This window comes from Mycolicibacterium frederiksbergense (genome assembly GCF_012223425.1).
Taxonomy (GTDB): Bacteria; Actinomycetota; Actinomycetes; order Mycobacteriales; family Mycobacteriaceae; genus Mycobacterium; species Mycobacterium frederiksbergense.
In genome coordinates, this window is sequence record NZ_CP038799.1 from 1,414,371 (window position 1) to 1,435,353 (window position 20,983).

The following is a 20,983-nucleotide window of genomic DNA, read 5'->3' on the forward strand; positions in this document are numbered from 1 at the left end:
ACACCAGACCCCCATCAAGTCGGAAGAGCCAGCAACCCGCCGGTGCCGGTGATGTCGACCAGGCCGCTGTCCCAGCGGTCCACCCACGCGCGGGCCCCGGTCTCCGAGCAGGTCTCCCACTTGGCCTTCCCGCGGCGGGTCTCATCGATGCCCAGCACCCGCACCGGGGGCGGTTCACCGGCCAGGACCGGGTCGGCGGTGGCGATCACCGCGTCATGGCAGGTGTTCCAGCTACAGCCATACGCGGCGGCGACCGCGGTGACCGAGCGGTCGTCGTCGAGGACCGCCAGGGCCATCTCTGCCTTGGCTCGTACCGTCACCCGCGCCCGCGGCGGGACCGACGGCGTGGACTCAGTGAACGACTTCCGACCGCAGGAGGCGTTGGTGCACAACCACTTCCGTTTGTGCCACACGATCAACGGCCGGTCCGCACCGATCCTGACGTCTCGGGGCCGAGTCGTGACCCAACCCCTCGACCGCAACGATCTGGTTCGGCAGTCCGGGCAGATCCCGACCCACTCGAGCGCTGTGCCGACGTGAACGACGCGGACATCGCTGTCATCGACCTGCACGGACTCCACGGTGATGCCGTCGAGTCCAAGCAGCAGGGAACCACTATTGTCAGACATGCTCGCGCCTTTGCTCTGGATGCGTAGAGAACACCCAGTTGACAAGGGCGCGAGCCCTCAATCAGTCACCGACACGAACCCAATCGGTCACACCAGACCCCATCAAGTCGGAAGAGCCAGCAACCCGCCGGTGCCGGTGATGTCGACCAGGCCGCTGTCCCAGCGGTCCACCCACGCGCGGGCCCCGGTCTCCGAGCAGGTCTCCCACTTGGCCTTCCCGCGGCGGGTCTCATCGATGCCCAGCACCCGCACCGGGGGCGGTTCACCGGCCAGGACCGGGTCGGCGGTGGCGATCACCGCGTCATGGCAGGTGTTCCAGCTACAGCCATACGCGGCGGCGACCGCGGTGACCGAGCGGTCGTCGTCGAGGACCGCCAGGGCCATCTCTGCCTTGGCTCGTACCGTCACCCGCGCCCGCGGCGGGACCGACGGCGTGGACTCAGTGAACGACTTCCGACCGCAGGAGGCGTTGGTGCACAACCACTTCCGTTTGTGCCACACGATCAACGGCCGGTCCGCACCGATCCTGACGTCTCGGGGCCGAGTCGTGACCCAACCCCTCGACCGCAACGATCTGGTTCGGCAGTCCGGGCAGATCCCGACCCACTCGAGCGCTGTGCCGACGTGAACGACGCGGACATCGCTGTCATCGACCTGCACGGACTCCACGGTGATGCCGTCGAGTCCAAGCAGCAGGGAACCACTATTGTCAGACATGCTCGCGCCTTTGCTCTGGATGCGTAGAGAACACCCAGTTGACAAGGGCGCGAGCCCTCAATCAGTCACCGACACGAACCCAATCGGTCACACCAGACCCCCATCAAGTCGGAAGAGCCGCGAATTGCGCTCATGGTTGTCGCAATCATCGCTCCACTAGCGCTCCGCGTATGGGCGGCCTCAGTACTAGATACAAAACTTGCTGACGAATTCAACTATCATTTCACCTTCACTCGACTGGACTCGATCGCCTGCGGCGTACTGCTCACTCTTCTGCTGTCCGCGGGAGTACTACGACCTCCAACGCGCCGGAGCAATGATCAGAACCTGTGGATGAGCCTCGGCGAGGTGGCGTGAAAGTGGGCGCACCTTCCCGAGGATGATCATCACGGAAACAGGATCTCGATCAAGACCGGCGTTGGCGCGCTGGTTGGGAAGGTACGCCCATGCTCACGGTAGTTCACGACGCGGAATCAGCCAACGAGAACGGCAGCGGTGCTGGTCGGTCGCTGTTGGATGAGATCGTCCGCGACGGTGCGCGGCAGATGTTGGCGGCGGCACTGCAGGCTGAAGTAGCCGCCTACGTCGACGCCCATGCCGGTGAGGTCGACGACAACGGTCGGCGTCTGGTGGTCCGCAACGGCTATCACCACGAACGTGACATCCTCACCGCCGCGGGTGCGGTCACGGTGACCGCCCCGCGGGTCAACGACAAGCGCATCGACGCCGTTACCGGTGAGCGGCAACGGTTTTCCTCGGCGATCCTGCCGGCGTGGGCACGCAAGTCCCCGCAGATGACCGAGGTGCTGCCACTGCTGTACCTGCACGGGCTCTCGACGAGTGACTTCGGTCCGGCGCTGGAGCAGTTTCTCGGCTCGAGCGCCGGACTGTCGGCCACGACGATCACCCGGCTCACCAGCCAATGGCAGGACGAGGCGAAGACTTTCGGCGAGCGTGACCTCTCGGGCACCGATTACGTCTACCTGTGGGTCGACGGCATCCACCTCAAGGTCCGCCTCGAGCAGGAGAAGCTCTGCCTGTTGGTGATGATCGGCGTGCGCTCCGATGGCCGCAAGGAACTCGTCGCCCTGGCCGACGGATACCGGGAGTCGACCGAGTCGTGGGCGGATCTGCTGCGGGGCTGCCGTCGTCGTGGGATGACCGCGCCGGTGCTGGCCGTCGGTGACGGCGCGTTGGGGTTCTGGAAGGCCATCCGGGAGGTGTTCCCGGCCACCCGGGAGCAACGCTGCTGGTTCCACAAGCAGGCCAATGTGCTTGCTGCGTTGCCGAAATCAGCGCACCCAGCTGCGTTGGCCGCGATCAAGGAGATCTACAACGCCGAGGATATCGACAAGGCCCAGGTCGCGATCAAGGCCTTCAAGGTCGACTACGGCGCCAAGTACCCCAAAGCGGTCGCCAAGATCGTCGATGATGCCGATGTGCTCCTGGAGTTCTACAAATATCCGGCCGAGCATTGGATCCACCTGCGAACTACCAATCCGATCGAGTCGACTTTCGCCACCGTGCGGTTGCGGACCAAGGTCACCAAGGGCCCCGGATCCCGCGCGGCGGGAATTGCCATGGCCCACAAGCTGATCGACGCTGCCCAAGCCCGCTGGCGGGCCGTGAACGCACCACACCTGGTCGCGCTGGTCCGTGCCGGCGCGGTGTTCCACAAAGGCAAGCTACTCGAACGGCCCGTTGGCATCACACCCGCCGAGAGCGACGAATCAACCGAAACCGAGGTCGCCTGAAACAACCTCATCCACAGGTCTTGACAATATCTCAACGCGCCGTCTGACTGGCCACCTACTCGCCTTTGGCGGGGTCGCCGTCATGCTTGCAGCGACCTGGCACTGGTCCGAGTCCTATGAAATCGCCTGGAAGTACTCATTTCAAAATGTCGGAATCGGGATCTTCTTTTTCGGCGTCGTATTCGCATACAACTACGACTGGCTCAGACGACTACTGGAGCTTAAGCCGATCACACATCTTGGAAAAATTAGCTACGAGCTCTACCTATGGCACTATCCGATTCTGATGTTCGTACTTCTTGTCATACCGACTCGCGGACTTGCAGTTCCTGTCGCGCTTGTATCTACAGTCATTATCGCGGACATCGCGTACCGCCTCACCACAAAGCGACTTGCCCGGGTACGCAAGAGATTCGGCGGACACCCCACAACATAGAATGGCTGCCGGCGCGCCTGCCTGCCATCACGAGGTGCGGCGTCATCTCAACCGTGGCGAGCGAAGATCCCAAAGCTCCAGAGCGAGAGTTTGTTTTCTACAGCCATCGCGGCTCAGTTTTTTGGGCGCTCCCTCGTGTAATCTCGCCGTACAGTCTTTCGGCCTCCTCGATTCGGGTGATACCAATGCCGAAGACCAGCACTTGACCGCCTAGTCCGTCTGATACCGGCGAAAGAACTGCAGCTGTCGCCTCTTCAACCTGGAGGTAACGCCGACTCCAGGTATCGGTGTCCAGTGCCAATTTTCCATTCACAACCACTAGCCGCGTTGAGTACCTCCCCCGCTGAGCAGTCAATTCCGAAGGGTCTTTTGTGCCAATGACCCACTCACTGGAAATGAGTAGCGTTGTCCTTCCAGCGCGACTTCGCTTGCTCCACCGATCGACCACGAGCACACCACCGCCTGGAACCGCCGCGACGAGGCGGCTGCACTGGCCGTCTGCGGTGCTTACGCGTCCTCCAATCGCAGGGACCGATAGGTGCGATAACGTCGTCTGCGGTATAGGAACAGCACGGGTGTACCGGCCCACTTTGAAGCAATCCGCGAATATCACTGGCTCTGACCCCACGTATAACGGCCCGTTGTGGCGGGCAGCACCACGATCGCGGTCGCGCTGCCGCCCCGTGCAATACAGCGAGGTACCAGGGTCAACGATGAAACGACACCCGTCGACATCCACTTCAAGTGCCAGGAAATCGGCATGCCCATGACCTGGATTCCATCGCGGCCCTATTGCCCCGGAATCCATAATGAGGGATAGCCCTCCGGAGGAGAGTCGTTGATAGCCTCCACTTGCAAGCGCACCTGCGTCGGCGTCGACTTTCTTGTGGAGGAGTCCACCAGGCGCAGGTACCTCGCCGATCCAACTGTCGTTGAAGAGCGCGATGTCGCCGTCTTCATGGGTCAAGAACAACCATGCGCGCTCCGCTGCCGCGCCGCGCTCTGCCGCGAGTTTTCGTGTAGCCGCTGACAGGAAAGGACATGACGCGAAGATTCGCAGGGACATAACTGTCAGGCCTTGATACATCGCCGACCGCTCGACTTGTGTACCATCCGCCAAGACAGTGGCCCGGATTATCCGGCTGGTTTCCCGGTCAAGAACTTTGGCCTGCTTTGGCGAAATTGATTCGGCAGCAAGGTGATAGAGGCAAAGTGCTGCAAGATTTCGTTCCGTATGATTATTGCGCAGTTCGTACTCGATGTTCCGCCAGACGAAACCAGCATCGAGTCGGGCGAAGGCGGCAAGAGGTACGCGCAAATCCTCCGCAAGGTTATCCTGCTGCATGGCGATCGCCACGCCACTCACCAGCGCCAACAGCCGATGCGAAGCGCAGTAGGGTGACCAGCCGACTGCGAAAGCGTCAGGCTCTGCAAAACTTCGCCATCTTCCGAACCTGGATAGCAAGGCGATCGCGATTCGCTGGTGAGCAGGATCTCCACTAGCAACCAACGAGTGGACAACTTCAAGCTGACCAAGCTTCATGCGCCAGAGGTGGATGTCGCGCTCATCCGGTAGCTGGTGGCACCAGTCGATCGCCTCTATTGATTCGAAGTCGACAGTGCGACCTAAGATTTCGAACTTTCCGCCTGCCGCGTCATCAAGTTCGCTGGGTGTGTGAGCGTAAAACTGACCGACAAAGGACGCGAGTGCCGTCGGCACATTGTGACACTCAAGCACAACTGGCAAATCAGCTGCTGTAGAACGAATGGACTGCTCGTAAAGATTGGCAAACCTCGGGACAGCTTTGTTCCGCACAATTCGCTTCACCTGGAACACCGCCATGCGAGGGGTCAAGCGTGCTGCCGCCCGTAAGGCACTCCGAATTGACACCTAGACGTGCCCTTCCGTCAAAACGCCAACGAACGCCGCGGCCGACCACTCAGGAAGCAGCAAGTCAACGCAAGGGGCGAGAGAACAAGAAATTGTTGGCATAGCCCGCTGTTCGTGGCCGTTGATCGAGTTGGTCTCGCTGGACATCGAAGTCGGCGAACGGATGCATTGCACCGTGCTGGCGGAATAGCACCTCGGTGTAGCCCAAATCAGCCAACCAGGCTGTGATTCGCGCTAGGCCACCTGGATTGTGCCGCTCTTCGATCTCGATATAGATGTATGCACTGCTTCGTCGCAGCGTCTCTTCCGAGCCGTGAAGGAGAGGCTCTTCGTGACCCTCAACGTCGACCTTGAAAAATCCGACATCGGCTATCCCGAATGAATCCAACGTTGCCAGCGGAACCTGCACAGTGCTCGCCTCAGCTTCCAGTTGGTGCAGGCTGGCCTCTCCCTGATGCGATGGTGGCGGCACGTGTAGATCAGCAATCCCAGCCGAATCCGAAAGCGCACAATTGTGGACAGTCAGGCCGCGAATTCCGCTCACAGCAAGCCGGCGGGCCAGACGTGGCTGGGGCTCGAACGCAATCACACCACTCGCGGAGCGCGCAATCCAGTACGCATAGCTTCCGACGTTGGCGCCGGCGTCGATCGCGACCTTCTCGGCTGGCACGAGAGCTGAGAGTTCCCGACCCGGGGCATAGAAACCCGAGAGTGCGTGGCGGTTTCTCACGGCACGTAGCTGCACCTCGGCCCGCGCAGGCAGGTACCTAAGCCCACGCCGCGCAGCATCTTTCAGCAAAACACGATCCTCTTCTACTTGCCCGTTTGCGTCAACCTTAGTGAGCGCGTTGAGTCAAGTCTAGGCGACGGCCCCCACAAACTGAGATCACGAAAATCATTTGCTTACTTGGTAACTGGATCTAGCGCGACACGCAACGAGGATAGAGACCAACCTTCAGACACGTCGCGCCTCCCGCCTGCTACAACGCGCAATACACTGTTCTCACTTGCGAACAGGCTGGAGGTGAACCGTTCTGTAAACTACGGCCTCGTCACGTAATGCGCTGAGATATCAGCGCTCGCGATAGAACACGACTTCTCTGAAAGTCCGGAGAATGATCTTGATGTCGAGCCACAACGACCAGTTCTCGATGTAGAAATTGTCATATCGCGCGCGGTCCTCGATGGAAGTGTCACCTCTTAAGCCACTAACTTGCGCGAACCCTGTCAGTCCGACCTGCACACGATGGCGGTGAGCGTAGCGCTCGAACTGAGTCGAGAACTGCTCGACAAAGTGTGGTCGCTCAGGACGCGGACCCACGAGCGTCATGTCGCCACGAAGAATGTTCCAGAGTTGTGGAAGCTCATCGATAGAAGTACAGCGCAACAGCTTTCCGACCGGTCCGACGCGGTTGTCCGATGCCACGCTCCACTGTGTCTGGGACTCGGTTTCGTTTGCGGGTCGCATAGACCGGAACTTGAGCAGTTCAAAGTGTTTACCGTCCCGCCCGACCCTGACCTGCCTGAAGATAACGCCCGGCCCGCCCTCGAGACGAACGGCCAATGCCGCCGCCGCAAGCACCGGCGACAATAGAACGACTGCAGTCAGCGACACGGCGATGTCGAACGCGCGTTTGATGATCCGCGCTGGGCCTCGAAGATTTGGATTACGAATACGCATGATCGGAATGGAGCCGATATGGTCAGCTGACCCGGTGAGCGTATGAAAGTGATGCATCCTCGGCACCACCAAGAGTTCCGTCGCGGTACATACTGTTGTTCTCACCGCGTCTGACAGCTCACGCTCATCAAAACTGCCGTCGGCTACGAGCAGTGTGTCAGCACCGGTCGTTAAGACAGCCATGTCGAGATCAGTCAGCTGGCCCAACCGGGGTAGCAGCGCTGCAGCGCAGGGCACTTCGTCGTCATCGACGAAGCCAACCGGCCAGAGGCCGTATTCCCGATGTTCAGCCAGGGTCCTGGCGAGTTCTACTGCAGCTTGGCCACCGCCGATCAAAACGGTCCGATGCCTGGCGATGCCGGCTCGACGCCCCACCGCGATGACGCGAGTTGTGACGACCCTACCCACGACAACCAGTGCTACCGCCTGACAAGCCGTCTCCAGAAAGACAAGAACCGCCGCCTTCTGATTCAGATACAGAACAATCGCCGATACCGCGGCTACTGCTGCCAAGAGACGGGTGATGATCGTAGGCAGTTCATCTAAGACGCTGAGATGCAGCGGCGCGACGTACCTTCCGCCCGCAGTAAGCAGCAGAGTGGCCAGCACCGCCAACGTCACGGTCGCGTAGAACTGCGGGGGCCTCCAAGCGAGCGGGGCGAGCAGCATGACAAAGTCGACGACCGGCACGACCATCCAGGCACGCACCCGGCTCAGGTGCGTTACGGCAGATCGTCGAACGCTTTTTTTCGATGTCTCGGCTGGGACTACAGCCCGAACAGGCCGGACAACCGAAGCGCCCAGCAGTCGGTCGGCAACATTATGCGCATCCGTCGAGAAGCGATCGGGTACTGGCGCCGCTCGACCTCCACTGAGATGCTCTTCGTCGGTCTGCCTGGGTGCCGCCACGACCGTGGGATCGACAACAGTCATGATCCGCTGCCCGCAACATCTGATGTACTATTTACGGCCGCGTCACTCGGCAAACGCAAAAACTGAGAGCCCCCGGCGTGTAGCAGGTCCGAGCAACCCACTGGGCCTCGCATCCAGTCCCGGACCATTGTTCCAGATTCAAACTCACTACCCCTCCAGCCTTGGCCAGTCACCAGTTTGCCAGTCGCGTTGACACCGCCACCGCCACCCCAGAGGCTTCAACTCCGTCGACGCCCGACCACGTCACATATTTATATCCTTTGAGCAGCATATTAGTACCCTATTGACGTAGCAGTCAGTTCGATCGTGGATTTTTCCTAGAGTTAACCCGTCGAACCTAGCCAACCGACGCAGGTACCGCCAAGAAACTCCAGTTCAAGAGCACTTTAGTCGTCCGTAGGTGCAGTCAGAAATGTCGCTGTGCCACCATGTTGAAGTGTGCAGACCTTTTCGGCACGTGGGTATCGGATTATTTGCTGGGAGCAGGTCATCTCCGCACGAGTTTCCGACCCTGGCCGTCTCTTCGGACTTGCAGGAGGTTTGGGATGGTAACCACAGTCGGACGCGAAATGCGCCGCGAGGGACTGAGACAGCAAATTTTTGGTGAGGGCGCCAGTGAGTCGAGACAGTCGCTCGAAGCACCAAAGCGTGAGCACGTGCGGTCTGCGCCGGGCCGGCTGCTAAGACCGTGACTGTGGATAGCGCCGAAGCCAGGACGCAGCGGTGTCGCCGGCGTTTGTCATCGACGCGTGAAGTTTGCCGGACACGATATGTCTATAGCTGCAACACCTGAGTAGTGGCGGCAAGAAGCGACGACCACTGATACTTGGTCGAGTTCGGGCGACGGAAGATGCTCGAACAGGTCACTGAACCTGCGGAAAGTCGAGGAGCCTGCCCTGCACGTCCTATTCGTCTGTACTGGGAATATATGCCGCTCACCCACTGCTGAACGGCTCGCACTGGCATACGCCGTCCGACAACAGATCCCAGACTTCACGGCCTCCAGCGCAGGAACACGCGGATTGGTTGGGCACCCAATGCACAACGAAGCCGAGCGGGTTCTAGAGCGGCTGCACGGTGACCCGTCTTCCTTCGCTGCGAGACGTCTCACCCGAAGAATTGCGGTCTCGGCTGATCTCGTTTTAACCATGACCAAGGATCACCGGGATCAGGTGCTGGAGATAGCCCCGCAAAAGCTCAATCGAACGTTCAGCCTGCCCGAAGCAGCACACCTCGTGACTGCACTGGGCGCACAGACTGTTGCAGATCTCGCTAATCTGCGGCCCAAATTGATCATGGGCGAGGTCCCGGACATCGTTGACCCGATCGGCCAGCGCCCCGAAGTCTTCGCGGCCGTCGGCCAACAGATCGCCGATCTGCTGCCGCCGGTGCTCGAACTTTGCCGTCCCGAGTGACCCGCAACGTGCGCCCTCCGCGACGCGCCGCCCGGCGTCCTCCGCGCGTCACGATTCCCGTCACGCTGACGGTCGCCGCACTGCTCTATGTGGTCGCCGCGCTCATCGCGCGCACCGTCCCGCTGGCCAACCTGCCGGCCCTGGTGCTCGCGGCAGGCTTCGCCTATGTCCCGCTGTTCGCCCTCTGCGCGGTGATTCTCACCGCGTTATGCCGCAAGAAACTGCTCTCCATGATCGGCATCGTCCTGCTGGCGACGTGTGTGGCCGTCCAGGTGCCCTGGCACGATCTCGGGCGCACATCCGGCACCGCCCCGCCGAGCATCGAACTGAGGGTGCTGTCCTCCAACATCCAAAAGGGCGAGGTCGACCCGACGGCGTTCATCAACCTCGCCGTGGACAGCGCCGACATCATCACGATGTCCGAACTGACCGCCGAGGCCGCGGCACGTTTCCGCGAGGGTGGCCTCCGCAGGACCTTTCCGTATTCGATCCTCGTTCCCCGGCCGGGCGCCGGTGGCATGGGTCTCTGGAGCCGATACCCCCTCACTGCCCTGGCGCCCTCGAACTACGGCAACAACTTCATCGCCGCGCGCGTACGCGTCCCCGGCGTTCGAGACGATCCCGTGGTCGCCAGCGTCCACCTGATGTCCCCGCTCGCCGGCGGTGCCAACACTTTCGCGCAGTGGAACCACCGGATCACCGCCGCCAAAGCCGAGTTCGCGGACTACGCCGAAACTGCCGGCCCGGCCGCGGTGATCATCGCCGGCGACTTCAACGCCACACCCGATATGCGGCAGTTCCGCGATCTCCTGGACGTCGGCTACCGCGACGCGGTCAACCAGACCGGAGCGGGCTTCTCCCCCACCTATTCACCGCACCCCGCGATCCCGCCGCTGATCACCATCGACCATGTGCTGACCCGCAACTCGACGGCGCAGTCGATCCACACCGTCGACATCCCGGGCACCGACCATCGCGCGCTGCTCGCCACCGTCGCGGTCCCGCTGGTCCCGTAGAAACGCCGAAGCCCCGCCACGAGGGCGGGGCAACGGGGTTGAACTCTGGGTCAGGCTAGACCTGATCCTCTGTGAAGTTCCGGGTGACCGCCGGGTCGACCGGGATGCCCGGGCCGGTGGTGGTCGAGACGGTGACCTTCTTGACGTAACGCCCCTTGGACGACGACGGCTTGGCCCGCAGGATCTCATCCAGCGCGGCACCGTAGTTCTCGGCGAGCGCCTTCTCGTCGAAGGACGCCTTGCCGATCACGAAGTGCAGGTTGGACTGCTTGTCGACGCGGAAGTTGATCTTGCCGCCCTTGATGTCGTTGACGGCCTTGGTGACGTCAGCGGTCACGGTGCCCGTCTTCGGGTTCGGCATCAGACCACGCGGGCCCAGCACACGCGCGATGCGCCCGACCTTGGCCATCTGGTCGGGAGTGGCGATCGCGGCGTCGAAGTCCAGGAAACCGCCCTGGATCTTCTCGATCAGGTCATCGCTGCCGACGATATCGGCGCCTGCTGCGACGGCCTGCTCGGCCTTCTCACCCACGGCGAACACCGCGACACGGGCCGTCTTACCGGTGCCGTGCGGCAGGTTGACGGTGCCACGCACCATCTGGTCTGCCTTGCGGGGATCCACGCCCAAGCGGATCGCGACCTCGACGGTGGCGTCCTGCTTCTTCGAGGAGGTCTCCTTGGCCAACTTGGCGGCCTGGAGCGGGGTGTACAGATTGTCGCGGTCCACCTTTTCGGCGGCTTCGCGGTAAGCCTTGCTGTTCTTGCTCATTGTGAATCCAATCCTGTTACTGGACGGTGGTTAGCGAGCCGAGCCGGCTCTCCCACGCGTTCTGACTACTTGACCGTGATGCCCATGGACCGGGCGGTGCCGGCGATGATCTTCGCGGCAGCGTCGATGTCGTTGGCGTTGAGGTCTTCCTTCTTGGTCTCGGCGATCTCACGCACCTGGTCCCAGGTCACCGAGGCGACCTTGGTGGTGTGCGGGGTGCCGGAACCCTTCTGCACGCCTGCGGCCTTGAGCAGCAGCTTGGCGGCGGGCGGGGTCTTCAGGGCGAACGTGAAGGAGCGATCCTCGTAGACACTGATCTCCACGGGGATGACGTTCCCGCGCTGCGACTCGGTCGCGGCGTTGTACGCCTTGCAGAATTCCATGATGTTGACGCCGTGCTGGCCGAGCGCCGGACCCACGGGCGGAGCAGGGTTGGCCTGCCCGGCCTGGATCTGGAGCTTGATCAACCCGACGACCTTCTTCTTCGGGGCCATGCTCTGGTTTTTCCTTCTCTCGATGGGCCCGGCCGATATCCGGGCCCGAAAACTAAATCTTGGCGACCTGAGTGAACGTCAGCTCGACCGGCGTCTCGCGACCGAAGATCGACACCAGCACCTTGAGCTTCTGCTGCTCGGCGTTGACCTCGCTGATCGAGGCAGGCAGCGTCGCGAACGGGCCGTCCATGACGGTGACGGACTCGCCCACCTCGAAGTCGACCAGGATCTCGGGACGCTCCAGCGTCGCCTCCGACGATGCCGCGGCACCCGCGGTGCTCTTGGCGGGCTTCTTGGCCGCCGCCGGCGGCAGCAGGAACTTCACCACGTCGTCCAGCGACAGCGGGGACGGCTTGGACGTCGCGCCGACGAAGCCGGTGACACCCGGGGTGTTACGCACCGCGCCCCACGACTCGTCGTTGAGCTCCATGCGCACCAGGATGTAGCCCGGCAGCACCTTCCGGTTGACCTGCTTGCGCTGGCCGTTCTTGATCTCGGTGACCTCTTCGGTGGGCACCTCGACCTGGAAGATGTAGTCGCCGACGTCGAGGTTCTGCACGCGGGTCTCGAGGTTGGCCTTCACCTTGTTCTCGTAACCGGCGTACGAGTGGATGACGTACCAGTTGCCCGGACGGGTGCGCAGGTCCTTCTTCAGCGCGACCGCGGGATCCTCGTCCTCAGCCTCGGCAGCCTCGCCCTCGGCAGCCTCGGCCGCGGGAGCCTCGTCGGCTTCCGGAGTTGCGGCTGTTTCGTCGATCACGTCGACGACGGCTTCACCCTCAGGCGTGTCGGCGTCAGAGTTCTCAGTCGAATCTGAGACGCCGTCGAAGCTAGTCACGGTTGTCAGTCCTCTCTCATACTTCCCGGGTCAGCCGAAGATGATCGCCACGAGCTTGGCCAGCCCGAGGTCGGTGAATCCGATCAGCGTCACCATGAAGGTCAGGAACACCAAGACCACGGTGGTGTAGGTGACCATCTGCTTGCGATTAGGCCAGATGACCTTGCGCAGTTCTCCGATGACCTGCTTCAGGTAGTTCCAGACGAACTGGAAGGGATTACCCCGTCCCTCGTCCGTCTTCGCTGCCTTGGCCGGTTTCGTGCGCTTGGCCGGCTTGTCCTCGGATCCGGCGTCATCCGCGTCCTCGGCGTCGGACACCGCGACGGCGCTTCCGGCCGGTTCGGCTGCCGTGCGTCGCGACCGCTTCCCGGTGGGGCGCAGCGGTCCGGCGGGAACGGCGGCGGGACCGCTCGTCTGGCCGTCCTCGGGCCCTTCGCCTGCCGAAGGCCCCAGAGGCGGTTGATCGTCGCTCACCGCATGCCTTTCGTCTGTGTACGTGTGGTCACCTTCCAGTGTCCACACTTGTCGAGTATTCAGTTGAGCAGGGGCGACAGGACTTGAACCTGCAACCTGCGGTTTTGGAGACCGCTGCTCTGCCAGTTGAGCTACGCCCCTTCGTTCGAGGCTTCACATAACTGCGCGCTCTCCGATCGGTCGATTTCCGAACCGACGGACAGCGCGCTGTAGTGGGAAAACCCCGAGGACCGAGTGTACATCGGCCCACATGCGAGTTACTAATCCCCTGCTGGCTACTCCCCTACCGCTGCCCGGAGCACCTGTCCGGTCTCGCGGTCGTAGCGCACCGACACCGAGTTGTCGCCTTCGTGGCCCATCAGCGTGGTGAACGCCTCCATGATGATCCCGCCGTCATCGTCGGTGAGCACGTTGCGGGTCACCACGATGTCGGCGTTGAAGCGGTTCTCGACCGACTTGATCTCCAGCTGGGCGTGCAGACGGTCGCCCACCTTGATCGGGCGGTGGTACACGAAGCGCTGGTCGACCTGGATGATCTGCATGGTCTCCATGCCGACGTCGACGTTGCGGAAGAAGTCCTGCTGCACCAGCAGTGCCACGATCGAGACGAACGTCGGACCGGCGACCAGCGTGTCGTGGCCCAGCTCGGCGGCGGCCTCTTCGTGCAGCGACGCCGGATCGGGGGACTTCACCGCAAGCGCGAACTGCTTGACCTGCTCGCGGCCCACCACGAAGACCTCGGGGTACTTGTAGACCATCCCGAGGATGTTTGCCTTCAACGCCATGTCAGGCCAGCTTCGCGGTCGCGATGGCGCGGCCGAAGATCTTCTTGCCGCCGGTGGTGGCAGAGATCGCGATCGTCACAGTCTTGGATTCGGGCTCAACCGATTTCACCCGACCGTTGAACACGATCTCGGCTCCGACACCGTCGTTGGGCACCGGCACCACGGCGGTGAAGCGCACGTTGTACTCGGTCACCGCGGCCGGGTCGCCGACCCAGGAGGTGACGAAGCCGCCGCCGAGACCCATGGTGAGCATGCCGTGCGCGATCGCGGTGTCGAGGCCGACCTGCTTGGCGATCTCGTCGTCCCAGTGGATGGGGTTCAGGTCGCCGGAAACGCCGGCATAGTTGACCAGATCCTGACGGGTCAGCGGGACCACCTTCTCGGGAAGGGTGTCGCCGACGCTTACCGAACTGAACTCACGCAGTGCCATCTGAAAAGCCCTCTTCTCCGTCGCCCGAACGTCCCGCGAGGGTCGTTCGAGCCTCCTGCACGACGTCACCGCGGTCGTTGGTGATGACGTTCTTGGTGACGATGATGTCGGTGCCGTGTGCCTGCCGGACCGAGTCCACGTAGACGTCGCAATACAATTTGTCCCCCGCCCGGATGGGCCGGCGGAACTTCAGCTCCTGATCGACCTGCACGATCTGAGCGTCGTGAATACCGATGTTCGCGCTGTCGAAGAAAGCCAACTGCGCCGTGTAACCGAAAATGCAGATGAACGTCAGCGGCGCCGGCAGCGAGTCATGCCCGAGCTCGGCGGCGACAGCCTCATCGAAGTAAAAAGCATCATCGTTCTTGACGGCGATGGCGTGCTCACGGATCTTCTCGCGGCCAACCTCGTAGGCGTCGGGATAGCGGTAGTGCATCCCGACGATTTTCTCCGACAGAGTCACGACGAAGGGCTACCGCGACTCTTTGTGGGGCTGGTGGTGACCGCAGTTAGGGCAGAACTTCTTGATCTCCAGGCGATCGGGATCGTTCCGCCGGTTCTTCTTGGTGATGTAGTTACGGTGCTTGCACACCTCGCAGGCCAAAGTGATCTTCGGCCGTACGTCGGTACTCGACGCCACGTCTCTTGCCTCTCGTTGTTCTACCTGTAGCGGTGGGGAGGCTCGATCTCCCGACCTCACGATTATGAGTCGTGCGCTCTAACCAGCTGAGCTACACCGCCCCGATCGACGCGGCGGTGTTTCGCCGAGCGTCTACCGAGCCCCCTAACGGAATCGAACCGTTGACCTTTTCCTTACCATGGAAACGCTCTACCGACTGAGCTAAGGGGGCCTTGCACTACCTGCGGCCGTAGGGCCTTAAAGAGGGTACATTCTCCCTGTTCCCGGCTCCAAAACGGCTGGTCTGTGGCTCATTTTTGGGTGCTCAACAGGCCCAGTGTGCACACACGTATGTCAATTCGCTCGAAACCGTACGCAGTTGCACTCTCGAGGCCAGCCACGGCTGAGCAGCGTCGCTTCGACCCGAGCGACGATCGCGGGCAGGCGGTCCTCGGCGATGACTCTGATGATCTTCCAGTCCTGAGCCTCACAGGCCCGCAACACCCGCTGATCGCGAACATAGGTAGCGCGGTCCGTCTGATGGTGGCGGCCGTCGTATTGCACGCCGACCTTGTACGTTTCCCAACCCATATCGATTTTCGCGACCATCCAGGACCCTTCGTATACCGGGATCTGAACTGCTTCGGGCGGCATTCCGGCGTCGGTCAACGCCAGACGCAGCCACGTCTCACGAGGGGAATCCACACCGACTGCCGTCAGCGCCATGGCCGTCTGCAGCGCCCTGAGACCCCGCACCGGTCCGTGTCGATCAATCAGCGGCAATACGTCGGACACAACGACCTGCCCGGTCCGCAACAGCGCGTCCATCCGAGCCACCGCCTCATCTCTCGGTAGACGACGCCCGAGGTCGAACAACGTTCTCGCCGCAGTAGTGACGGGCAACCCCGACACGTAGGCGACCTCATCCTCAGCCAACGCGTCGCGGCGGACGATCAACCCGGCCGGCGAGCGGGTATGTGTCCCGATCAGCTCGATGGGAACGTCGCGGTCGATCCACCTCGCGCCGTGCACAGCGGAGGCAGCTACACCGGCGAGCACGCTCCGCCGACCGGACCACACCCATGCGCCTTCCATGCGGTCTCTCAGCGTCGGCACCAGGGGGCCGTAGACATCGGGGCACAACTTGGTGTGCCGCCGCCGCAGGTCATTGCGGGTGACCACACCGCGACGTAACGCCTCACTACCGACGAATACCCCACCCATATCTGGAGGCTGACATCGACGTCCGACGGATCGGCGGCACAGCAGGCCACTTATCCACAACCCGGACCCGCCGAAAGTGCGCACAGGGACGGATCCGAAGCAAGATCCGTCCCTGATTGCACTTTCGGCGACCGAACTACAGCAGCCAGTCGTTCGGGCTGAACAGCTCGCAGTGCACCCGGGTCACCCCGCGCGCGATCAGCTGGTCGCGCACCGCGCGCACGAAGCCGTCGTTGCCGCACAGGTAGACCTCGGCATCGGCGGGCAACTCGACCCCGTCCAACGACAGCAGGTCCTCGTACCAGAGCTGCAGGGTGGCGTTGGGCAGTTTCTCGACGAGCTCGCGCTGACGTTCCCGAAGCGGGTGGGTCGCCTCGCTGCGGTCGGCGTGCAGCACCTGCACCCGCGTATCGGCCGGCAGCGCTTCCAGGATGCCGAGCATCGGGGTGATGCCGATGCCGGCCGAGATGAGCACCAGCGGGACCCCCGGCTGCGGGGCGGGCAGATCACCGAACGGGACGGTCACATCGATCAGGTCACCGACATGCAGGTGATCCCGGATCCAGCCCGACACCTCACCGGCCGGCTTGACCGCGAAGGTCAGCTCACCACTGCCGGGAGCATTGACCAGGCTGTACTGCCGTAACTGGCGGGCGCCATCGGGCAGCGTCACCCCGACCGACACGTACTGCCCCGGCTCGAAATTCGCCTCGAGGCCGCCGACGGTCACCAGGATCGTCCCCGACGGATCGTCGACCCGGCCCGTCACCCGCCCGCGCCGGTAGACGTCACCGGCGGCCACCCCGGCCTCTTCATAGAGCGCACGCTCCATGTCGATCAGCGTCTGCGCCATGATCCAGTAGACGCGGTCCCAGGCCTCGGCGACCTCGGCGGTGACGGTGTCGGCGCCCAGCACCTGCACGATCGCGGCGAACAGGTGCTCGTGCACGATCGGGTACTGGTCGGCGGTGATGCCCAGCGACGCGTGTTTGTGCCCGATCCGCGACAGCAGCTCGGCCGGATGCGGCAGGTCGGGATTCACCAGGTGGGTCGCGAAGGTCGCGATGGACGCGGCCAGTGCGCGCTGCTGGGCACCCTGGGCCTGGTTGCCCCGGTTGAACAGGTTGCGCAGCAGCGACGGGTGCGCCTCGAAGAGCCGCCGGTAGAACTCCCGGGTGATCGCATCGATATTGGCCCCGACCAAGGGCAGCGTGGCCGTGATGATGTCGGCGTGCGCGGGTTCCAGGTCCTGTGCGGGGGTGGTGACGGTCATCGAGTGATCCTTTCGAGCGGGAGAGTCACGACCGGCAGCAAGCCGCCACCGGTCAGGTCTTGGAGCGTGTGGTTGTCCAGTTCGCGATAAAAGGCCTCTTTGGCCTCGGCCAGCACGCGGCGCAACCGGCACCCGGCGATCAGCGGGCACGGGGTGGCGCCGCCGTCGCAGTCGATGACCTCGGCGTCGCCTTCGAGCCGGCGCACCAACCAGCCCAGCGACACGGTGCGGCCGGCCTCGGTCAACGACAGCCCGCCCACCCGTCCGCGCCGGGCGTTCACCATGCCGAGGTCGGCCAGGCGCGCGACGGCCTTGGCGATGTGATGCTCGGAGGCGTCGGCGCCGACGGCGATGGTGCGGGTGGTGATGCGGCGATCGGCCGCGTCGCCCGCGGCCAGCAGCATCATGGTGCGCAGCCCCAGATCGGTGAACCGGGTGAGTTGCATGGCTGTGACGCTAGTAATCCTGCATCGCAAATACCAGATTTGGCGCCTGTGCCGTTAAACACGCGCTGACGTGCGGTTTTTAGACCTGCGGTTATGAGCGGTCCGACGCGTACCCATAAGGTGTTCTTCCATGGCTTCCGACGCAGATCGCCTGTACTTCCGCCAACTGCTCTCGGGTCGCGATTTCGCGGCCGCCGATCCGATTGCCCAGCAGATGCGCAATTTCGCCTACCTGATCGGCGACCGGGAGACCGGTGACGCGGTGGTGGTCGACCCGGCGTATTCGGCAGGCGAACTGGTCGACGCGCTCGAGGCGGACGGCATGCGACTGTCCGGGGTGCTGGTCAGCCACCACCACCCCGACCATGTCGGCGGCACCATGATGGGCTTCACACTGGCCGGCGTGGCCGAGCTGCTGGAGCGCGTGAGCGTGCCGGTGCACGTGAATGCACTTGAGGCCGAATGGGTTTCACAGGTCACGGGAATCGCGATGAGTGATCTGACCGCACATGAGCACGGCGACAAGGTCAGCGTCGGCGATATCGACATCGAACTGCTGCACACCCCCGGCCACACCCCGGGCAGCCAGTGCTTCCTGCTCGACGGCCGGCTGGTCGCCGGGGACACACTGTTCCTGGAGGGCTGCGGACGCACCGATTTCCCGGGCGGCAACGTCGACGACATGTTCCGCAGCCTGCAGGCGCTGTCGACGCTGTCGGGCGATCCGACGGTCTTCCCAGGCCACTGGTACTCGACGGAACCGAGCGCCCCGCTCTCCGATGTGAAGCGCTCCAATTACGTCTACCGCGCCAGCAATCTGGACCAGTGGCGCATGCTGATGGGCGGCTGAGCGCGCCGCTCGACCCGCAATACTCTCGCGGCATACCTGCGCCTGGACTATTCTGCGAGGTCACAGCGCCCCGGTGGCGCACATAGGGAGGAAACCCCGCATGACGACACCGCCGACCACGGCCGGCTGGTACCCAGATCCTGACGGATCCGGAGGTCAACGCTATTGGGACGGTGCCACGTGGAGCGATCACGGGCCCGACGCCACCGAGACATCTGCGTCCACCGAAGAGACATCGGCCTGGCCGAGCGAACTGCCGCCGTGGCCCGAGGACATGACGATGCCGTCCTGGGACGAGGCCGGAAAGGCCGAGCCCGTCAGTGAGGTCGAGACTCCCGAGGCCGACCCGGCACCGGAGCCCGAGGAGCCCGTCGTCGACGAGGTCGAACCCGCCGCCGCCGAAGAGCCGGAGGTGTCCGCGGATCAGCCGACGACCGTCGTCGAACTCGCAGATCAGGATCAGCCCACCGCCGTCGTGCAGCTGCCCGAGCCGCCCACCGCGGCGGTGCCGACTCCCCCGACCGAGCCCGTGGCGTTCGCCGCCACCGCACCGCAGACCGAGGCCGGTTCTTCCGGTCCGCTGAAGGGCTATCTCATCGGTGTCGGCGGGCTGTTGGCCGTGCTGGTGGCCGTGCTGGTCTGGGCGTTCGCCTTCGCCGATCCCGGCACCGATTCCACTGAGGCCACCGGGGCTGACGAGACCTCCGAGACTGCTGGGACGACGGCACCGGCAACGGATTCCACCGACCCGACCGGGACGGCCGAGGGCGAGGTCATCGGGGCCGGCGGACAGGTCTCCGACGGCGACGTCGCGATCACCAGCAACGGCGTGGAGATCACCCCGACGGTCTCGGCCGCCGACAACGAGATGCTCACCAAGACGGCCTCCGGCGAGTTCGTCGTCGTACGCCTGACATTGCTCAACAACGGTGAACTGCCCGCCACGTTCCTCGCCGACCAGCAGGTACTCAACGCCGGCGGGCAGACCTTCAACACCGAAACCGAGAGCACGTTCTACCTCGGCGGTATCTCGGCGGTGCTGTACCCCGGCCAACCGGTCGACGTCGCCTTCGCCTACGACGTGCCGCCCGGTACCGCTCCGGAGTCCCTGGAGGTCCACGGCGACCTGGCCAGCCCGGGCGTGGTTCTGCCCCTTTCCTGAGTCATCGTTGCTTGCAAACAATTGATGCTGTACGTCATTTGGCGGATAGACAACTGATTCCGCGGCTAGATAGCCTTTGAACGCCTAATTTCGTTGAGGACTGTGGTGTTTTCAGCGAGATTACGCCTTGGTAGCACCAAGGCATGTTGGCAGAATCGTTCGCTAGAGCTTGTTTGTGTTGCAGCGCTGGGGGTGGCCATGAAGAACATCGTGTTGTGTTTCGACCATTCCGGGGAAAGCAACGCCACAACCCTCTTCCGGCTCGTCGATCAGGGCGGACAGTTCGGCTGGCGGCAGTACACCAACAGCCGGCCCGAAGATGCCCGCGCATCGGTCGCCGCCGCCTACACACACCTGGTCGATCACTGGCACCCCGGTGACCACGTCTATGTCTTCGGCGCCGGTAGCGGCGCGGCCTGCGCTCAGGCGCTGACCCGCCTGCTGGGCACCATCGGTGTGCTCGACGGCGATCTGCGCAGCTACATGCTGGCCACCTACGCACTGCCGCGGACCTCGCGCACCGCACAGGAATGGCGGCACGTCACCGAGGTCGCCGCCGGCCTGGCCGAGCACGACGACATCACGCTGCCGGTGCGTTTCCTGGGATTGTGGGATGCCACCCGCATCCGCGGAACGGCCGGGCCGGTCAACGTCATCGCCGGCCGCCACGCCGTGGCCATCGACGGCGCACCGAACCTGCAGCGCGTCGAGGGGGTGGATGAGGTGTGGTTCCGCGGGTCGCACCGCGACATCGTCTCCAGCCCGCTGACCCTGGAGTGGATGCTCGACGGCGCCGAACGGGCCGGGCTGCGACTCGACCGCACACCGTCGGTGCATGCCGAACCGGAAAGCTCGGCGCTGAACGTGGGACTGCGCCGGCTGCCCGCCGATGCCGTCGTGCACGCCAGCGTCCAGATGCATGTGCGGGCGCATCCGCGGTACTGGCGTCGGCTACCGGCGCAGGTCGAATGGGCCGATCAGGACTGGCTGGACCGCGGTGAGCGCCTGATGGCCGGTACCCCGGCCGCGCCACTGCGGCCGAGGGCGCTCGCCGCGGCCTCCTGAGCTCACCAGCTAAACCGCGCGTTGCGGTTTACGCGATCACCAGCGAAGCGCTAATGTCCGAGGCGCAATCGGATGATCAGGT

The 20,983-nt window shown here is 63.4% G+C and carries 21 protein-coding genes, 3 tRNA genes and 3 pseudogenes; 8 read left to right on the forward strand and 19 right to left on the reverse strand.

The genetic code is table 11. From position 1 onward, the window contains the following. Positions 1-29: 29 nt before the first annotated feature. Together EXE63_RS09795 and EXE63_RS09800 are read right to left on the reverse strand one after the other, a co-directional pair. Positions 30-690: pseudogene (locus EXE63_RS09795) on the reverse strand (helix-turn-helix domain-containing protein); the annotation flags it as partial. Positions 691-746: 56 nt separating this feature from the next. Then, positions 747-1,407, reverse strand: a pseudogene (locus tag EXE63_RS09800) (helix-turn-helix domain-containing protein); the annotation flags it as partial. 385 nt (positions 1,408-1,792) lie between these two features. Between EXE63_RS09800 and EXE63_RS09805 the strand changes: the two are divergent. Together EXE63_RS09805 and EXE63_RS09810 are read left to right on the forward strand one after the other, a co-directional pair. Then, on the forward strand, positions 1,793-3,100 hold the full coding sequence (locus tag EXE63_RS09805) for an IS256 family transposase (protein ID WP_168141789.1): 1,308 nt from the start codon (positions 1,793-1,795) through the stop codon (positions 3,098-3,100). Between the two features lie 82 nt (positions 3,101-3,182). Beyond that, a complete protein-coding gene (locus tag EXE63_RS09810; protein WP_234904429.1) occupies positions 3,183-3,536 on the forward strand; it encodes an acyltransferase family protein in 354 nt (117 codons plus the stop codon). Positions 3,537-3,633: 97 nt separating this feature from the next. Here EXE63_RS09810 and EXE63_RS09815 read toward each other — a convergent pair whose 3' ends face one another. The 3 genes from EXE63_RS09815 to EXE63_RS09825 form a co-directional block, all read right to left on the reverse strand. Continuing rightward, positions 3,634-5,379: a heparinase II/III family protein gene (locus EXE63_RS09815; RefSeq protein WP_168141791.1), complete on the reverse strand. Its 1,746-nt coding sequence runs from the start codon at positions 5,377-5,379 to the stop codon at positions 3,634-3,636. Between the two features lie 112 nt (positions 5,380-5,491). Next, complete coding sequence (locus tag EXE63_RS09820) at positions 5,492-6,097, reverse strand: FkbM family methyltransferase (RefSeq protein WP_168141792.1); 606 nt, start codon at positions 6,095-6,097, stop codon at positions 5,492-5,494. A 402-nt stretch (positions 6,098-6,499) separates the two neighbouring features. Then, on the reverse strand, positions 6,500-8,041 hold the full coding sequence (locus EXE63_RS09825; protein ID WP_234904430.1) for a sugar transferase: 1,542 nt from the start codon (positions 8,039-8,041) through the stop codon (positions 6,500-6,502). Between the two features lie 959 nt (positions 8,042-9,000). Between EXE63_RS09825 and EXE63_RS33660 the strand changes: the two genes are divergently transcribed. Continuing rightward, positions 9,001-9,456: an arsenate reductase/protein-tyrosine-phosphatase family protein gene (locus EXE63_RS33660; RefSeq protein WP_366515345.1), complete on the forward strand. Its 456-nt coding sequence runs from the start codon at positions 9,001-9,003 to the stop codon at positions 9,454-9,456. Beyond that, the gene (locus EXE63_RS09835) at positions 9,453-10,472 is read left to right on the forward strand and encodes an endonuclease/exonuclease/phosphatase family protein (RefSeq protein WP_234904431.1); all 1,020 of its coding nucleotides are present in this window, start codon (positions 9,453-9,455) and stop codon (positions 10,470-10,472) included. The genes EXE63_RS33660 and EXE63_RS09835 overlap by 4 nt, the downstream gene beginning before the upstream one ends. Before the next feature lie 55 nt (positions 10,473-10,527). Here EXE63_RS09835 and rplA read toward each other — a convergent pair whose 3' ends face one another. The 14 genes from rplA to EXE63_RS09905 all read right to left on the reverse strand — a co-directional run bounded on the left by rplA (position 10,528) and on the right by EXE63_RS09905 (position 17,824). Next, the gene (gene rplA / locus EXE63_RS09840) at positions 10,528-11,241 is read right to left on the reverse strand and encodes a 50S ribosomal protein L1 (protein ID WP_168141793.1); all 714 of its coding nucleotides are present in this window, start codon (positions 11,239-11,241) and stop codon (positions 10,528-10,530) included. Between the two features lie 65 nt (positions 11,242-11,306). Then, entirely contained in the window at positions 11,307-11,735 is a 429-nt protein-coding gene (rplK, locus tag EXE63_RS09845; RefSeq protein ID WP_105365344.1) for a 50S ribosomal protein L11, read from the reverse strand. A 52-nt stretch (positions 11,736-11,787) separates the two neighbouring features. Next, complete coding sequence (nusG, locus tag EXE63_RS09850) at positions 11,788-12,573, reverse strand: transcription termination/antitermination protein NusG (RefSeq protein WP_168141794.1); 786 nt, start codon at positions 12,571-12,573, stop codon at positions 11,788-11,790. Positions 12,574-12,603: 30 nt separating this feature from the next. Next, entirely contained in the window at positions 12,604-13,047 is a 444-nt protein-coding gene (secE, locus tag EXE63_RS09855) for a preprotein translocase subunit SecE (protein WP_168141795.1), read from the reverse strand. A gap of 68 nt (positions 13,048-13,115) precedes the next feature. Then, positions 13,116-13,188: transfer RNA gene (locus EXE63_RS09860), tRNA-Trp, on the reverse strand. A gap of 134 nt (positions 13,189-13,322) precedes the next feature. Next, entirely contained in the window at positions 13,323-13,832 is a 510-nt protein-coding gene (gene hadC, locus EXE63_RS09865; RefSeq protein WP_168141796.1) for a (3R)-hydroxyacyl-ACP dehydratase subunit HadC, read from the reverse strand. Position 13,833: 1 nt separating this feature from the next. Beyond that, positions 13,834-14,262, reverse strand: coding sequence for a (3R)-hydroxyacyl-ACP dehydratase subunit HadB (gene hadB, locus EXE63_RS09870; protein ID WP_168141797.1), 429 nt, complete (start codon positions 14,260-14,262; stop codon positions 13,834-13,836). Next, positions 14,249-14,725, reverse strand: coding sequence for a (3R)-hydroxyacyl-ACP dehydratase subunit HadA (gene hadA, locus EXE63_RS09875; protein ID WP_168141798.1), 477 nt, complete (start codon positions 14,723-14,725; stop codon positions 14,249-14,251). Before hadA ends, hadB begins: the two co-directional genes overlap by 14 nt. Positions 14,726-14,734: 9 nt before the next feature. After that, complete coding sequence (gene rpmG / locus EXE63_RS09880) at positions 14,735-14,902, reverse strand: 50S ribosomal protein L33 (protein ID WP_023985310.1); 168 nt, start codon at positions 14,900-14,902, stop codon at positions 14,735-14,737. Positions 14,903-14,929: 27 nt separating this feature from the next. Beyond that, positions 14,930-15,003 (reverse strand) — tRNA-Met (locus EXE63_RS09885). Positions 15,004-15,040: 37 nt separating this feature from the next. After that, positions 15,041-15,113 (reverse strand) — tRNA-Thr (locus EXE63_RS09890). Between the two features lie 122 nt (positions 15,114-15,235). Then, positions 15,236-16,105, reverse strand: coding sequence for a type IV toxin-antitoxin system AbiEi family antitoxin (locus EXE63_RS09895; RefSeq protein ID WP_168141799.1), 870 nt, complete (start codon positions 16,103-16,105; stop codon positions 15,236-15,238). 136 nt (positions 16,106-16,241) lie between these two features. Further along, entirely contained in the window at positions 16,242-17,378 is a 1,137-nt protein-coding gene (locus tag EXE63_RS09900; protein ID WP_168141800.1) for a globin domain-containing protein, read from the reverse strand. After that, positions 17,375-17,824, reverse strand: coding sequence for an RrF2 family transcriptional regulator (locus EXE63_RS09905; protein ID WP_168141801.1), 450 nt, complete (start codon positions 17,822-17,824; stop codon positions 17,375-17,377). The genes EXE63_RS09900 and EXE63_RS09905 overlap by 4 nt, the downstream gene beginning before the upstream one ends. A gap of 130 nt (positions 17,825-17,954) precedes the next feature. Between EXE63_RS09905 and EXE63_RS09910 the strand changes: the two genes are divergently transcribed. The 4 genes and pseudogenes from EXE63_RS09910 (at position 17,955) to EXE63_RS33260 (ending at position 20,901) form a co-directional block, all read left to right on the forward strand. Continuing rightward, positions 17,955-18,674: an MBL fold metallo-hydrolase gene (locus EXE63_RS09910; RefSeq protein WP_168141802.1), complete on the forward strand. Its 720-nt coding sequence runs from the start codon at positions 17,955-17,957 to the stop codon at positions 18,672-18,674. A 100-nt stretch (positions 18,675-18,774) separates the two neighbouring features. Beyond that, positions 18,775-18,867 (forward strand): annotated as a pseudogene (locus EXE63_RS33460) (DUF2510 domain-containing protein); the annotation flags it as partial. Between the two features lie 87 nt (positions 18,868-18,954). Then, positions 18,955-19,836 (forward strand): DUF4352 domain-containing protein, encoded by an 882-nt coding sequence (locus EXE63_RS32515; protein ID WP_366515346.1) that lies wholly within the window; start codon positions 18,955-18,957, stop codon positions 19,834-19,836. Between the two features lie 198 nt (positions 19,837-20,034). Continuing rightward, entirely contained in the window at positions 20,035-20,901 is an 867-nt protein-coding gene (locus EXE63_RS33260) for a phospholipase effector Tle1 domain-containing protein (RefSeq protein ID WP_168141803.1), read from the forward strand. Positions 20,902-20,983 lie beyond the last annotated feature (82 nt).

What these genes read in the sequence shown, in the direction of transcription:
- EXE63_RS09810 (WP_234904429.1), top strand. Translation starts at nt 3,183, where the DNA reads ATGCTTGCAGCGACCTGGCACTGGTCCGAGTCCTATGAAATCGCCTGG.
- EXE63_RS09905 (WP_168141801.1), bottom strand. Translation starts at nt 17,824, where the DNA reads ATGCAACTCACCCGGTTCACCGATCTGGGGCTGCGCACCATGATGCTG.
- EXE63_RS09895 (WP_168141799.1), bottom strand. Translation starts at nt 16,105, where the DNA reads ATGGGTGGGGTATTCGTCGGTAGTGAGGCGTTACGTCGCGGTGTGGTC.
- hadC (WP_168141796.1), bottom strand. Translation starts at nt 13,832, where the DNA reads ATGGCGTTGAAGGCAAACATCCTCGGGATGGTCTACAAGTACCCCGAG.
- EXE63_RS09805 (WP_168141789.1), top strand. Translation starts at nt 1,793, where the DNA reads ATGCTCACGGTAGTTCACGACGCGGAATCAGCCAACGAGAACGGCAGC.
- EXE63_RS09815 (WP_168141791.1), bottom strand. Translation starts at nt 5,379, where the DNA reads ATGGCGGTGTTCCAGGTGAAGCGAATTGTGCGGAACAAAGCTGTCCCG.
- rplK (WP_105365344.1), bottom strand. Translation starts at nt 11,735, where the DNA reads ATGGCCCCGAAGAAGAAGGTCGTCGGGTTGATCAAGCTCCAGATCCAG.
- EXE63_RS09900 (WP_168141800.1), bottom strand. Translation starts at nt 17,378, where the DNA reads ATGACCGTCACCACCCCCGCACAGGACCTGGAACCCGCGCACGCCGAC.
- EXE63_RS33260 (WP_168141803.1), top strand. Translation starts at nt 20,035, where the DNA reads ATGAAGAACATCGTGTTGTGTTTCGACCATTCCGGGGAAAGCAACGCC.
- EXE63_RS09910 (WP_168141802.1), top strand. Translation starts at nt 17,955, where the DNA reads ATGGCTTCCGACGCAGATCGCCTGTACTTCCGCCAACTGCTCTCGGGT.
- hadB (WP_168141797.1), bottom strand. Translation starts at nt 14,262, where the DNA reads ATGGCACTGCGTGAGTTCAGTTCGGTAAGCGTCGGCGACACCCTTCCC.
- EXE63_RS09825 (WP_234904430.1), bottom strand. Translation starts at nt 8,041, where the DNA reads ATGACTGTTGTCGATCCCACGGTCGTGGCGGCACCCAGGCAGACCGAC.
- EXE63_RS32515 (WP_366515346.1), top strand. Translation starts at nt 18,955, where the DNA reads ATGCCGTCCTGGGACGAGGCCGGAAAGGCCGAGCCCGTCAGTGAGGTC.
- rplA (WP_168141793.1), bottom strand. Translation starts at nt 11,241, where the DNA reads ATGAGCAAGAACAGCAAGGCTTACCGCGAAGCCGCCGAAAAGGTGGAC.